Consider the following 14,539-nt stretch of genomic DNA (forward strand, 5'->3'; position numbering starts at 1 on the left):
TCATGAAGGGTAAATTAATCCTCGAAGACGGCAGCGTTTTTACGGGGCAGTTATTAAATGACAGCCGGGCGACCGGCGAAGTGGTGTTCAACACCAGCATGACGGGGTATCAGGAAAGTCTTACGGACCCCAGCTATTGCCGCCAGATTTTGACGCTGACCTATCCTATGGTAGGCAATTACGGGATTGCCGATATCTTTATGCAGTCCCGCAAGGCTTTTGTGGGCGGCTTTGTCATCGGCGAACTTTGTGAGCTGGGCAGCAACTGGCATTATGAGGAAAGTCTGGCGGAGTTTTTGACCCGTCAGAATATCCCTTGCCTGTATGATGTAGATACCCGCGCCGTGACCCGCAAAATCCGCAATGCCGGTACCATGAAGGGGATTATCGTACCCGCAGATGCCGAGCAGGCAGAAATCGACAAGCTTATGGCGGTGCCCATCAAAAAAGAGGTGGTTATGGAAGTAACCACGAAGGAAGCTTACACGATGGAAGCCGAGAACGAAGATGCACCGCTGGTTGTGGCCATGGACTTCGGCGTTAAGCAGAACATCCTGACTTCTCTGCACAATATCGGCTGCAAGTTGCAGGTCGTGCCGGCCGATACCAAGGCTGAGGATATCCTCGCGATGAATCCGGACGGGATTTTCCTCTCCAACGGCCCCGGCGACCCTGCCGATGTGCCGGAAATCGTCGAAGAAATCAAAAAGCTGATTGGCAAAAAGCCCATCTTTGGTATCTGCCTTGGCCATCAGCTGATTGCCCGCGCTTTGGGGGCTAAGACCTACAAGCTCAAATTCGGCCACCGCGGCTCGAATCAGCCGGTCAAAGACCTGCGCACGGGCAAGGTGCAGATTTCCTCGCAGAATCACGGCTTTGCGGTCGAGGAGGAATCCCTCAAAGACTTGCCGCTGGAAGTAACCCATATCAATGTCAACGATGGTACGGTGGAAGGTATGCGCCATAAGGAGCTGCCGCTGTTCTCCGTGCAGTATCATCCGGAAGCCTCGCCGGGCCCGGACGACAACCTCTATCTGTTTGACGAATTTTGGACCATGTTGAAGGGAGAATAAGATGCCAAAGAAGGAAAATCTCAAAAAAGTAATGGTTATTGGCTCTGGCCCCATCATCATCGGTCAGGCAGCCGAATTTGACTATGCCGGTTCCCAGGCCTGCCGCGCCCTCAAAGAAGAAGGACTCGAAGTAGTGCTGGTAAACTCCAATCCGGCAACCATCATGACGGATACGCATATTGCTGACCGCGTGTATATCGAGCCGCTGACGCCGGAATTTTTGGCCGAAATCATCGCTAAGGAAAAGCCAGACGGTTTACTGGCAACCCTGGGCGGTCAGGCAGGACTCAATCTTGCCGTACAGCTCGCAGAGCGCGGTGTACTTAAGGAACACGGCGTAGAACTCTTGGGAACGCCGCTGTCGGCCATCAAGCAGGCCGAAGACCGGGAACTCTTTAAGGAAACCATGGAAAAACTCGGTGAACCCATCCCGGAAAGTACCATTGTGGAAGATGTGCCCAGTGCTGTGGAATTTGCGAACGGCATTGGCTATCCGGTTATCGTGCGCCCGGCTTACACCATGGGCGGCACGGGCGGCGGCATTGCCGAGAATGAAGAAGAACTCATTGATATCGTCATCAAGGGCCTGAATTACTCCCTGATTGGCCAGGTGCTCATCGAGCGCAGCGTGGCCGGCTGGAAGGAAATCGAATACGAAGTCATGCGTGATGGCAACGACAACTGCATCACCGTCTGCAATATGGAAAACTTCGACCCCGTGGGCGTGCATACCGGTGACTCCATCGTTGTCGCACCGTCGCAGACGCTGACTGACCATGAGTATCAGATGCTTAGAAGTGCTTCCCTGCGCATTATCCGCGAACTCGGCATCGAAGGCGGCTGCAACGCGCAGTATGCCCTCGACCCCAACAGCAACCGCTACTATGTTATCGAAGTAAATCCTCGTGTAAGCCGTTCCTCGGCGCTGGCGTCCAAGGCAACGGGTTATCCGATTGCCAAGGTTTCGGCCAAGATTGCCATCGGCTATACGCTTGATGAAATCACCAATGCGGTAACGCAGAAGACCAAGGCCTGCTTTGAGCCGTCGCTTGACTACTGCGTCGTGAAATTCCCGCGCTGGCCCTTTGACAAGTTCGTCTATGCGGATAAGACGCTGGGCACGCAGATGAAAGCCACGGGCGAGGTCATGAGCATTGACCGCCACTTTGAAGGCGCTATCCTCAAGGCTGTGCGCTCGTTGGAAATCGGCGTACACCGCTTGTCCATGCCGAAAATGGCCGCCTGGGATGATGCAAGAGTCAAGAAGAACCTCAACCGCATCAACGACGAGCGTATCTTCGTGATTGCCGAAGCCCTGCGCCGCGGCATTGCCACGGTGGATGAGATTCACGCCATCACGAAAGTGGACAAATGGTTTATCAATAAAATCAACAACATCGCGCAGGTGGAAAATCAGCTGGGCAGCGAACCGTTGACGCCGAGCCTGATGCTGGCGGCGAAGAATGTGGGCCTGGCCGATGTATCTATCGCCGAAATCACCGGCAAGAGCATGGATGAAATCCGCACCACGCGCAAGAGCATGGGCGTAATGCCCTGCTACAAGATGGTTGATACCTGTGCGGCCGAATTTGAAGCTGCAACGCCGTACTATTACTCCACCTTCCGCGCGGAGCAGGATGAAGTTGCGGTGTCGGATAAGCGCAAGGTCATCGTGCTGGGCTCCGGGCCTATCCGCATCGGTCAGGGTGTGGAATTTGACTACTGCTCGGTACATTCCGTATGGGCGCTTAAGGAAATGGGCATTGAAGCCATCATCATCAACAACAATCCGGAAACCGTATCCACGGACTTTGATATCTCCGACCGACTGTATTTTGAACCGCTGACCACGGAAGATGTGCTCAACATCATCGACAAGGAAAAGCCGGAAGGCGTTATCGTCCAGTTCGGCGGGCAGACGGCCATCAATCTGGCCGCATCCCTGCAGAAGGCCGGTGTCAAGGTGTTCGGTACTTCCGTAGATGACATCGATAGAGCCGAAGACCGTGAGCGCTTCGATGAAGTGCTGACCCAGACGCAGATTCCCCGTCCGCAGGGTATCAGCGTGACGAACCTCGAAGATGCCATCAGCGGGGCTGAGCGTATCGGCTATCCGGTTATGGTGCGTCCGTCCTATGTATTAGGCGGCCGGGCAATGGAAATCGTCTACAATGAAGCGGAACTGCGTGACTACATGAGCCGCGCCGTAAAGGTGACGCCAGACCATCCGGTACTGGTTGACCGCTATATGCAGGGCACGGAAGTGGAAGTTGACGCCATTTCCGACGGCATGGATGTGCTGATTCCGGGCATCATGGAACATGTGGAACGCGCTGGCGTACACTCCGGCGACAGTATCGCCGTATACCCGCCGCGCACCCTGTCCTCCAAGGTGCTGTACACCATTATCGACTACACCAAGCGGCTGGCGGTGGCGCTCCATGTCAAGGGCCTTTTGAATATCCAGTTCGTAGTCGTCAATGACGAGGTTTTCATCATCGAAGTCAATCCGCGTTCCAGCCGTACGGTTCCCTTCCTCTCGAAGGTTACGGATGTGAAGATGGTCAATCTGGCCACCCGCATTGCACTGGGCGCATCACTTAAAGAAGTCAGCGAACGCACAGGTCTGGTACCGCCCAAACCCTATGTGGCGGTGAAAGCGCCGGTGTTCTCCTTCGCCAAGATGACGGATGTGGATATCGCCCTCGGCCCCGAAATGAAATCCACGGGTGAGGTCATGGGCATTGACTATCACTATGCCCGTGCCCTCTACAAGGCCATTGTCGGCTCCGGCATCAACGTGCCGACCAAGGGTTGTGTGCTCTTTACGGTAGCCGATAAGGATAAGGAAGAAATGAAGCAGCTGGCCAAGGCCTTTGCGGATTTGGACTTCCAGATTGCCGCGACAGAAGGTACGGCCAAGGCCATCAAGTCCATGGGCATTGATGTGGAAGTTGTGGGCAAGGTTCACGAACGCAGCTCCGATATCATCGAAAAAATCAAGACGGGCAAGATTCATATGGTCATCAATACCCTGACCCAGGGCAAGCACTCACTGAAGGACGGTTTCAAAATCCGCCGCGCTACGGTGGAACATGGCATTGCCTGCTTGACCTCGCTGGATACGGCTTGGGAAGTTATGCGGGTGCTCTCCTTTATGCGCGAACGTCGTCTGGTCTATTCGCTGGCCATTCAGGACTATGTGGGAGGCGGTGACGACCTTGCCTAAGGTGGCTGTTGATGGCGAAATCATTGCCCAGCATGAACTGGCAAAAGATGTATGGCGCATGGAAGTAGAAGCAAGAGAAATTGCGCGGGAAGCAGAGCCGGGACAATTTGTCCAGCTGCAGATTCCCGGGGGCGCTTTTACCCTGCGCCGCCCTGTGGGGATTGCCGAAGTCAGCCTGCAAAAAGGCACGGTGGCATTTATCTATCGGGTAGTGGGCAAGGGCACTAAAGCCCTCTCACAGCTTACGGCAGGCACGGTTATCAATGTGCTGGGGCCGCTCGGCCACGGCTTTAGCTGTAAGGCTAAACGCCCCCTTTTGGTGGGGGGCGGCATGGGCCTGTCCCCGTTGCTCTTTTATGCCGAACATGCAAAGGGCAAGGCTGATGTATTGATGGGCGGCCGCTGCGAGCGGGAGCTTTTCTGGCAGGAAATCTATAAGCCCCATGTGCAGGACGTTTTCTGTACCACCGATGATGGTTCCTGTGGAACCAAGGGCTTTACCACAACCCTGTTGCCGGAACTGCTGCAGAAGGGCGATTATGATTTGGTCATCGCCTGCGGCCCGGAAATCATGATGAAAGGCATTGCGAGAATCGCCCATGAATATAACATTCCCTGTCAGGTATCACTCGAAAAACGCATGGGCTGTGGCCTGGGTGCCTGCCTGTCCTGCTCGATTGATACGACCAGCGGTGAGCGCAAGAAAGTCTGCAAGGATGGCCCGGTATTCTGGGCAGAGGAGGTGTTTGACCTCGCATGAGCAGAGCAATCAATATGGCAGATAAACGCCTGCATACGAATCTTGCGGGCATCTACATGAATACGCCGGTGCTGACCGCTTCGGGAACCTTTGGCTTCGGCGAGGAGTTTGCCGAATTCGTTGACCTTTCAAGGCTTGGCGGCGTCATGGTCAAGGGCACGACCTTAAAGCCACGGCGTGGCAATGAGGGTGTGCGTATTACAGAAACGCCGATGGGCATGCTCAACTGCATTGGCCTCGAAAATCCCGGCGTGGAGGTTTTCCTGCAGGAAACTCTGCCGCGGCTCGCGAATTACAATATGAATGTAATCGTGAATATCTCAGGCAGTACCGTGGAAGAATATGGCATCCTGGCCGAAATGCTCGATGTGCCCAGCGTTGCAGCTATTGAACTCAATGTCTCCTGTCCCAATGTCAAGGAGGGGGGCATTGTGTTCGGCACTGACCCCAAAGCTGCCGCAGCGGTGGTCAAAGAGGCCAAGGCCCATACGAAGAAGCCGGTTATCTTGAAGCTGTCGCCCAATGTGACGGATATTGTCACGATGGCTAAAGCGGTGGAAGATGCGGGGGCAGATATCATCTCCTTGATTAACACCCTAATGGGCATGGAAATCAATATCCATACGCAGAAGCCGACCCTCGGCAATGTCACGGGCGGCCTGTCCGGCCCCTGCGTGAAGCCGGTGGCCCTGCGCATGGTCTATCAGGCAGCCAAGGCCGTAAATGTACCGCTTATCGGTATGGGCGGCATCAGCTGTGCGGAAGATGCCATTGAATTCCTGCTCGCCGGAGCCAGCGCTGTAGCAGTGGGCACAGCGAATTTCAATGACCCAACGGTGACCATGAAAATCTGCGATGGCATCAATGATTATCTGGCACAGCGCCATTTGGAATCGGTACAGGATATTATCGGTGCAGCACTTTAATTAAAATTTTACAGTATACAGGAGGGCCAGGTTATGGCAGATGAACGCTTGATAGCAGCACTTGACGTCCACACGATGGAAGATGTGGAACGGCTGGTAACGACATTAGGAGACAGTGTGTCCTATTATAAGGTGGGCATGGAGCTCTTTTACAGTGTGGGCGCTCAGGTAGTAACCTGGCTCAGGGAGCAGGGAAAAGATGTTTTCCTTGACCTCAAACTTCACGATATTCCCAATACGGCGGCGGGAGGCATCTGCTCGCTGATGCGCCTGGGCGCGACCATGCTTAATGTGCATGCCAGCGGCGGCTATACCATGATGAAGACTACGGCAGAGCGCATGCACGCCGAAGCGGAGAAAATGGGCATTGCCTGCCCAAAACTCATTGCTGTTACGGTTCTGACCAGTATCAATCAGGAGGACTGGGAGGGCATGGGGCAGGCTTTGCAGATTAAGAGTGCCGTGGTGCGCCTGGCAAGGCTGGCCAAGAAGGCCGGGCTGGACGGTGTCGTGGCATCCGCACAGGAAGCGGCGCTGATTCGCGAGGCCTGCGGTAATGATTTTCTGATTGTCACCCCGGGCATCCGTCCGGCGGGCAGCGATGTCAACGACCAAAGCCGCGTGGCAACGCCTGCCAACGCCTTGACCGATGGTTCCACCCATTTGGTTGTAGGCCGTCCGATTTATGCCGCTGCCGACCCCAAAGCCGCTGCCGAAAAGATTATTAACGAAATGGAGAAAGTAAGATAAGATGACTGAACAGGAAGTAAAAGAATTACTGATTGAAACCGGTGCGATTATGGATGGCCATTTTCTGCTGACCTCCGGCCTGCACAGCCCACATTATGTGGAAAAGTTCAACGTGCTCCAGCAGCCGAAGTACACGGAAAAACTCTGTCAGGCCATGGCTGAAAAGTTCAAGGATGCCCATATCGAAACCGTAGTCGGCCCGGTGACCGGCGGCATCCTGCTGGCGCATGAAACCGGCAAGGCTTTGGGCACTCGCGCCATCTTCACCGAACGCGTGGATGGCAAGATGACCTTCCGCCGCGGCTTTACCCTGCATGAAGGCGAACGCTGCCTGATTGTGGAAGACATCGTGACGACCGGCGGCTCCATCAAGGAAGTCATCGAAGTGGTCAAGGCCCATGGCGGTATCCCCGTAGCGGTAAGCATGCTCGTAGACCGCAGCGGCGGTAAGGCCAATTTCGGTGATGTTCCCTGCACGGCGCTCCTGCATATGGATGTGGAAACCTACAAGCCGGAGGAATGCCCTCTGTGCAAACAGGGTGTGCCGATGACTAAAAGGGGCAGCACGGGCAAGTAAAACACGTATCATATTGAGGTGTAAAGGCGCCCGTGGGGGCTGGTAATATTTTCCTTCGCCATAGACAGGCTTGTCAAAAGCTGCGGAAAACATTACCAGCCCCCACGGGCTTACTGCGTATTACAATGAAGTGCAAAAGACGCGTGGCGACTGGTAATACCTTTCCTTCGCCATAGACAAGCTTGTCAAAAGCTGCGGAAAGGCATCACCAGTCACCGCGCTTAGTGCGTATATTACAATGCGGTGCTAAGGCGCCCGATGGCTGATAATACTTTTCCTCTGCTTAGACAGGCTTGTCAAACGCGACGGAAAAGCATTATCAGCCACCGGGCTTACTGTGTTATTTGGTTGTCAGTTAACATCATAATGCAAAGACGTCTGTGGGAACTGGTAATATTTTCCTTCGCCATAGACAAGCTTGTCCAAAGCTACGGAAAACATCACCAGTTTCCACAGGCTTACGGCGTATATCCATTGTATGGGGGTGCAGCGAAGTGTTAAGTTCAGGCTGGCAGTGAGGAGGGAGGGGGCGGGGATGGCTTTCGGCAGCGTTTGGCAAGCCTGTCTAAGCAGCCGAAAGTTATCCCCGCCCCCTCCCTCCGTCTTTTTATGTGTGATGTTGTAGGAGTAATGCGGATTTTTTTTGATTACCGGATATCAAAATGATATAATATAATAGTATGATTTTTTAGACCGCGGTTTTGCCGCATACTGGAGGTGTCCTTTTGACACAGTTTGATAAACGCAATATAACGATGATGATGGACTTCTATGAAATGACCATGGCTAATGGTTATTTTCAGGACCATGATAAAGATGTACAGGTAGCTTTTGACGTATTTTACCGCGCCAACCCGGATAAGGGTGGCTTTGCCATTTTCGCAGGGTTAGAGCAGGTCATTGAATACGTGGAAAATATGGAATTCTCCAAGGAAGATGTGGATTATTTCCGCCAGCAGAAGATGTTTTCGGAAGAATTCCTGCAGTATTTGGAAAACTTCCATTTTAGCGGGGATATTTATGCCATGCCCGAAGGCACGATTATGTATCCGAATGAGCCCTGCATTACGGTGGTGGCCCCGCTAATTGATGCCCAGCTGGTGGAGACGGCGATTTTGGCACAGGTCAACCACCAGTCCTTGATTGCGACCAAGGCGCGCCGTATAGTCAAGGCCGCTAATGGCCGGGCGGTGTCGGACTTCGGTGCCCGCCGTGCGCATAATATGGATGCAGCAACTTATGGTGCCCGTGCAGCTTATATCGGCGGTGTAGTCGGCACGGCAACCGTATCTGCCGGTCAGATGTTCAACATTCCCATCTCCGGCACGATGGCGCATAGCTGGGTGATGTTCTACGGTGATGAATTCACGGCGTTCAAAAAATATGCGGAAACCTATCCGGATGCTACGGTTCTGCTGGTGGACACTTATGATGTCATTCACTCCGGCATTCCTAACGCCATCCGCGTGGCGCATGAAATCTTAGAACCGATGGGCAAGCGCCTGCGCGGCATCCGCATTGATTCCGGCGACCTGGCCTATCTTTCCAAGAAAGTGCGCAAGATGCTTGATGCGGCAGGGCTTGAGGACTGTATGATTGTGGTATCCAACAGCCTCGATGAGTTCACGGTGGCATCGCTTTTAAGTCAGGGGGCCTGCATTGACAGCTTCGGCATCGGTGAGCGCCTGATTACGGCTAAATCCGAGCCGGTGTTCGGTGCGGTTTATAAACTGGCTGCTGTCGGGGAAAATGGCGAATTTGCGCCGCGCATCAAGGTATCGGAAAACGTGGAGAAAATCACCAATCCGGGGCTCAAGGATTTGTACCGCGTCTATGATGCCGATGGCAAGGCTGTGGCCGATATGCTCGCCATTTGCGGCGAGCCGGTGGATATGAGCCAGCCCTTCCGTTATGTTGACCCGCAGAAACCGTGGAAGAACCGCACCTTTGAAAACTGCACGCTGAAGAATCTGCGCAAGCTCTATGTGCGTCAGGGCAAGCGGGTAGAAGATATGCCGACTTTGGATGAAATCCGCAATTATGTAAAGGCGCAGCTCGACAATGAAATCTGGGAAGAAGAACAGCGCTTTGAAAATCCGCACCGTCATTATTTGGATATGACGCCGGATTATTATGAGCTGAAGATGGAACTCTTGTCCAAAACCCGTGAGGAGCATGCGTGATGATTACCGGAAAAACGCAGAATTTAGGGGTTATCGGCTGGCCTATCGCGCATTCGCTGTCGCCCGTTATCCAAAATGCGGCGATTAAAGAGGCGGGAGTGGATTACAACTATACTGCCCTGCCCGTGGCGCCGGAAAATCTGGCGGCGGCAGTGGCGGGGCTGAAAGCCCTGAATTACCGCGGCTGGAATGTGACCATTCCCCATAAAGCAGCCATTATGCCGCTGTTGGATGAAGTGGATAAAGCAGCTGAGATTATCGGTGCGGTCAATACCGTAGTCAACGATGATGGCAGGTTGACAGGCTATAATACTGATTATTTAGGCTTTATGGGCGCGCTGAACAGCCGTAAGATTGAGCTTGCCGGCAAGACGGCGGTTTTGTTGGGAGCTGGCGGCGCAGCACGCGCCGTTATCTGGGGGCTCTTGCAGGCAGGAACTGCCGAAGTGGTGCTCGCCGTGCGCAATCCGGCGAAGGCACAGCCCTTGGCAGAAGAATTTTCACCTTATGGTAAGGTAACGGTATGCCATTGGACAGAGGATTTATGCGCAGAACAATTGAAAAAATGCAGCCTGCTGGTCAATACCACACCGCTGGGCATGACGCCGAAGGTGGAGGCTTGTCCGCCGGTTGACTGGTCAACGGTCAATCCGGCAGCGTTTGTCTATGATATCATCTATACGCCAGCGGAAACCCGTTTCCTGCGGGAAGCGCGTGAGCATGGCCATGCGGTGGTGAACGGCGAGGAAATGCTGGCCGGGCAGGGGGCGGAAGCCCTGAAGCTTTGGACAGGCATACAGCCGGATTTAGGCTGCATGCAAAAGGCATTGCGTCAGGCATTAGCTTAAAGATAATAAATTTGCCTCGACAGGATTTTTAGCTGTCGAGGCGAATTTTATTTATATAGATGTGTGGTGAGAAGAGGAGGCGTGACGATGTCGGAAAAAATGTCTTATCTTGAACATGCTGCTGTGACGGTGGCGGATATCGAATGGAGCCAAAAATTCTTTGCTGAGGTTTTGGGCATGACGGAAACCCGCCGCAAGGAAAAAGATGGCAAATTGCAGCAGCTTTGGTTAAAAGGCGGCCTGCAGCTGGTGGCTGCGCCCGATAACCCCGCTGCTGGTCGGGGCCATCACTTAGGAATCGTGGTGCAGGATTTTGCCGCTGCCTTGCAGGAAATGCTTGCCTATGAGGGCGTTCATGCTATGGAAGGCAAGCCGGAAAAATGGGTGCAGTTGCCGGATGGCCTGGTGCTCGAACTCTTTCAGGAAAAGCCGGGCGCTATTGAAAAGGTGCTGGCGGTGGATGTGAAGTGATGAAGTGGTCTATTCGCGGACGCATGATGTTGCTATCCTTTGCCGGTGTCTTTGCTGTTTTGCTGGCCGTAGGCATCGTTGCTCTTTATGGCCTTTATGCTGCGCAAAGCAGTATGCGGGAACAGGAAGAAAGACTGAGTTCCTATATGACCGAATCCATGGAAGGCTATGCTGAAAAACACGCCAAAGATCGGCTCAGGGAAGTGGCGCAAAGCAAGGCCCTGCACTTGGACAGGGAACTCTATATGGTGGGGGAAGATGTGGGCTTTATGTCCGATACACTCTCCCGCATCTTAAAAAATAAGGAGAATTATCGTCCACGCACCTTGCCAAATACGCGTGATGTGCCGGATATTGTTTCTGGACAGCCCTATATTCACTATAGCCCTGATTTTCATGATGGAAATGGTGAACTGCAGGCAGAAATTGCGCTGGCAGCAAATTTTGCTGATGGTCTGGAATCCATCAGCAAATCCTATGAAGGGTACCGTACGTCGTTCTTTGCTGGTTCAAAAAATGGCTATCTTATCTGTTTGGATTTGATTCCTCCGGATGCCGGAACGAATAGCATTTATCCATCGGAAGAAGTGCGGGAGGATTTTGTTTCGCATTATGATCCGCGGAAGCGTTACTGGTATGAAGCGGGGCAAAAGGCCAATAAGCCGGTTTTTACCGATGTGTCCAGGGGGGCAGATGGACATGTTTCCCTGAGCTGTGCAATGCCGTATTATGATGCAGACGGTTTTGCCGGTGTTGTGGGAATAAGCTACAGTGCAGAGGATATTTACCAGTCAATTTTAAGTACTGCAGTAGGCGAAAAATCCACAACCTTTGTTTTGGACAATATGGGAAATGTGATGTTTTCATCGGAAAAAGATGGTTTTTTGGCTGTAAGACCAGACGCGCAAGATTTGCGTAATGTAAATAATCCGTCCATTGCTGAAGCTGCCCGCCGTATGGCTGCCGGGGAAAATGGTGTTATGTCCGTGGATTATGAGGGGGATATCTATTATTTGGCCTTCGCACCGATGAAATCAACCGGCTGGAGTTTGGGAACGGTTATCGAAGATGATGAAATATTGGATCCGGTAGCTGAAGTGGGAGCTGCTGTGGGGGAGAAAATGGGCTATTTCCAAAATGTCATGGAATGGGCCTTTTATGATTTATTCCTGCGGGCAGGGCTCATTTTGATTCCGATCCTGCTGCTTGTTTTTTATGGCAGCGGCAGGATGGCCAGTCGTATGTCCAAGCCGATTCGCCGATTAGCGGATGGTGCCAAAGAGATTTCGGCAGGTAATTTTGACAAGAAACTGGATATACATACTGGTGACGAAGTCGAGTATTTGGCGGTATGTTTCAATGACATGACCATGGCGCTGAAGGAGTATACGGAGAATCTGGCTAATGCTGCAGCCGAACGGGAACGCGTTCGCACAGAACTATCCGTAGCAGCACGGATTCAGGAAGATATGCTGCCCAATCTTTTCCCGGCTTTTCCTGAGCATAAGGAATTTGCTATTTATGCGACAATGGATGCGGCGATGAATGTAGGCGGCGACTTTTACGATTTTTATCTGCTCGATGAAAATCATCTGGTCATTACGATTGCGGATGTGTCCGGCAAAGGTGTGCCGGCGGCGCTCTTTATGGCAAAATCCCAATCTGTACTAAAAAACAGTATTTTGCGCGGAAAGACGCAGGACAGATTATCAGCAGCTATCGAAAATGCCAATCGGCAGCTTTGCCGCAATAATGATTCTGCTATGTTCGTGACAGCTCTCGTCGGTATATTGGATATGCAAAGTGGACATTTTACCTATGTCAGCGGTGGACATTGTCCGCCACTGTTGGGAAGAAATGACCATTATGAATTCCTGCCCATAAAGAAATGCAGCATGCTGGGCGTGATGGAATTGCCCTATACCCAGCAAAGTGTTGACCTTCTGCCGGGGGATACGCTCTATCTCTATACCGATGGTGTTTCCGAGGCGATGGACGAACAGGGCAGACAGTTTACCGAAAGACAGATTAAGGAAAAGCTGAATGGGCTGCCCCATATGTCCATCGAAGATATTTTGGCCCAAATGCGGGAATTTGTTCGGCAGCATGCTGGCACAGCGCCGCAATCGGACGATATCACCATGCTGGGCCTTAGATACTATGGCTGTGCAGGCAGAAAAGAATAGTCGCTTTATTGGTTTTCTGTTTTTGTCTTGTCTGGCGGTGGAACGAGCAGCAGAAAACAGGCGAGAATATCATCGACCTGTGAGGACTTGGCTACGCCGGTTTTGCACCAAAAGGCAAAGTGTTCGCAGTTGTTGAGCAGCAGGTCATAGCCCTGCTCCCCCAACTTGCTGCGGGCACGGGCTATGGTTTCCTGTGGAGAAAAAGGCGTTATTTCGTCATCGAATACCCGCTTGATAATCCAGTCAAAAAGATTGTTTTTGGCGGATGGGCCGATACCATTCAGAACATATAACGTATCACTGTCGGACATAAACTCTGCCAGTGTAGTTTCGGTGATAATCCCGTCGCAAAGCAGGGGATTGCGTTCCTTGTAATAATGAATCACCTGCTGATTTCCGGCATATATGCCAAAATGGCGATATCCTCTGCGTTTGACGTAGACGATATCGCCTTTATTTGCCATCGTCATAAAGACCGCTCCTTATTCATATATTTGTATCTACTATTCGTGGAATACAGGGGATATTCCTTGTACAAACAGTAAAAAAACAGCTTTTTGTAAGGGGGAGGCTTACAGAAGACAGAAAGCCCTGTAAAATGCTCAAACGTGCTTATAGAGACATGATTGGAGGAGTTTTATTTTGCATTTTTCGACAATATATCCTGATTTTTATGCGGATTTTTGCTGTAAGGCCGACAAATGTCAGCATACCTGCTGTGCCGGCTGGGAAATTGATATTGACCCGTCAACAGCGGCCAAATATCAGCAGCTTGAAGGCGCGTTAGGCGGGAAAATCCGGCAGAATATCGTTGAAGTCGATGGTATCTGGCAATTTCGTCTGGGTGAGGGCGATCGCTGTCCGTTCCTGCGTGAGGATGGTTTATGTGAACTTATCCGTACGGCCGATGAATCCATACTTTGTGACATTTGTACGAATCATCCGCGTTTTTTCGTGACTTTAGGCGATTATGAGTTGGCTGGGGTGGGGCTTAGCTGTGAAAAAAGCTGCGAGTTATTATTAGCGGATACAGCGTCGTTAGGCTTTCAGTTGGAAAATGGCGAGAAAATGTCGCTCAACGAACTATTGCAGCGACTATCGTTGCCGGCAGATGACGAGGATTTATGCTACCAGGCAGGTCTTACGCCTGATGATGCAGCTTTTGTGCTCGACTGCCTGCAAAAGACGGAGCCGATTGATGCAGAGTGGACGGCACAACTGGCGCGGCTGCGTTCCGAACAGTTTGCGATTGGTGTTGAGGTCCCGCAGGTTTTTGACCGCATCTATCAATACATTCTTTATCGTGCACTGGAGCATGTGCCGCAGTATGGCTGGGGAACGGTGCTTTCCTATGCTCAGTTGAATGCCGATTTTATCTATTTGACGTATTGTTTTACCGGGCAGCTGGGTGAGTCCATACGTCGCTGGTCGGAGCAGATTGAGTACAGCACGGAGAATGTCCAAATTCTTTTGGAAGCACTTTCTGCTGGAGGAGCGTAATTTATTCGAAAAAAGCAGGTAAAAGCCGGTATCATA

Annotated in this window: 12 protein-coding genes; 11 read left to right on the plus strand and 1 reads right to left on the minus strand. The window is 52.1% G+C overall.

Annotation, left to right across the window (positions count from 1 at the left end; genetic code table 11):
• Positions 1-2: 2 nt before the first annotated feature.
• The 10 genes from carA to G598_RS0101315 all read left to right on the plus strand — a co-directional run bounded on the left by carA (position 3) and on the right by G598_RS0101315 (position 13,003).
• Complete coding sequence (carA, locus tag G598_RS0101270) at positions 3-1,073, plus strand: glutamine-hydrolyzing carbamoyl-phosphate synthase small subunit (RefSeq protein ID WP_026765407.1); 1,071 nt, start codon at positions 3-5, stop codon at positions 1,071-1,073.
• A 1-nt stretch (position 1,074) separates the two neighbouring features.
• Entirely contained in the window at positions 1,075-4,302 is a 3,228-nt protein-coding gene (gene carB, locus G598_RS0101275; protein ID WP_026765408.1) for a carbamoyl-phosphate synthase large subunit, read from the plus strand.
• Complete coding sequence (locus G598_RS0101280) at positions 4,295-5,062, plus strand: dihydroorotate dehydrogenase electron transfer subunit (RefSeq protein ID WP_051179762.1); 768 nt, start codon at positions 4,295-4,297, stop codon at positions 5,060-5,062. Before carB ends, G598_RS0101280 begins: the two co-directional genes overlap by 8 nt.
• Positions 5,059-5,988, plus strand: a complete 930-nt coding sequence (locus G598_RS0101285; protein WP_026765409.1) for a dihydroorotate dehydrogenase — start codon at positions 5,059-5,061, stop codon at positions 5,986-5,988. The genes G598_RS0101280 and G598_RS0101285 overlap by 4 nt, the downstream gene beginning before the upstream one ends.
• 33 nt (positions 5,989-6,021) lie before the next feature.
• A complete protein-coding gene (pyrF, locus tag G598_RS0101290; RefSeq protein WP_026765410.1) occupies positions 6,022-6,738 on the plus strand; it encodes an orotidine-5'-phosphate decarboxylase in 717 nt (238 codons plus the stop codon).
• A gap of 1 nt (position 6,739) precedes the next feature.
• A complete protein-coding gene (gene pyrE, locus G598_RS0101295) occupies positions 6,740-7,315 on the plus strand; it encodes an orotate phosphoribosyltransferase (protein WP_026765411.1) in 576 nt (191 codons plus the stop codon).
• 725 nt (positions 7,316-8,040) lie between these two features.
• Positions 8,041-9,498, plus strand: coding sequence for a nicotinate phosphoribosyltransferase (locus G598_RS0101300; RefSeq protein WP_026765412.1), 1,458 nt, complete (start codon positions 8,041-8,043; stop codon positions 9,496-9,498).
• Entirely contained in the window at positions 9,498-10,346 is an 849-nt protein-coding gene (locus G598_RS0101305; protein WP_026765413.1) for a shikimate dehydrogenase, read from the plus strand. Before G598_RS0101300 ends, G598_RS0101305 begins: the two co-directional genes overlap by 1 nt.
• A gap of 87 nt (positions 10,347-10,433) precedes the next feature.
• Positions 10,434-10,817 carry a VOC family protein gene (locus G598_RS0101310; RefSeq protein ID WP_026765414.1) on the plus strand — a complete coding sequence of 128 codons (384 nt, stop codon included), beginning with the start codon at positions 10,434-10,436 and terminating at the stop codon, positions 10,815-10,817.
• Positions 10,817-13,003 (plus strand): SpoIIE family protein phosphatase, encoded by a 2,187-nt coding sequence (locus tag G598_RS0101315; RefSeq protein WP_026765415.1) that lies wholly within the window; start codon positions 10,817-10,819, stop codon positions 13,001-13,003. Before G598_RS0101310 ends, G598_RS0101315 begins: the two co-directional genes overlap by 1 nt.
• 5 nt (positions 13,004-13,008) lie before the next feature.
• Here the strand turns inward: G598_RS0101315 and G598_RS16635 are convergent, their stop codons facing one another.
• Entirely contained in the window at positions 13,009-13,473 is a 465-nt protein-coding gene (locus G598_RS16635) for a lecithin retinol acyltransferase family protein (RefSeq protein WP_051179765.1), read from the minus strand.
• A gap of 172 nt (positions 13,474-13,645) precedes the next feature.
• Between G598_RS16635 and fliB the strand changes: the two genes are divergently transcribed.
• A complete protein-coding gene (gene fliB / locus G598_RS16640) occupies positions 13,646-14,503 on the plus strand; it encodes a flagellin lysine-N-methylase (protein WP_051179767.1) in 858 nt (285 codons plus the stop codon).
• The last annotated feature ends 36 nt before the right edge of the window (positions 14,504-14,539 follow it).

The sequence above is a fragment of the Selenomonas ruminantium subsp. ruminantium ATCC 12561 genome (assembly GCF_000424065.1).
In the GTDB taxonomy this organism is placed as follows: Bacteria; Bacillota; Negativicutes; order Selenomonadales; family Selenomonadaceae; genus Selenomonas_A; species Selenomonas_A ruminantium.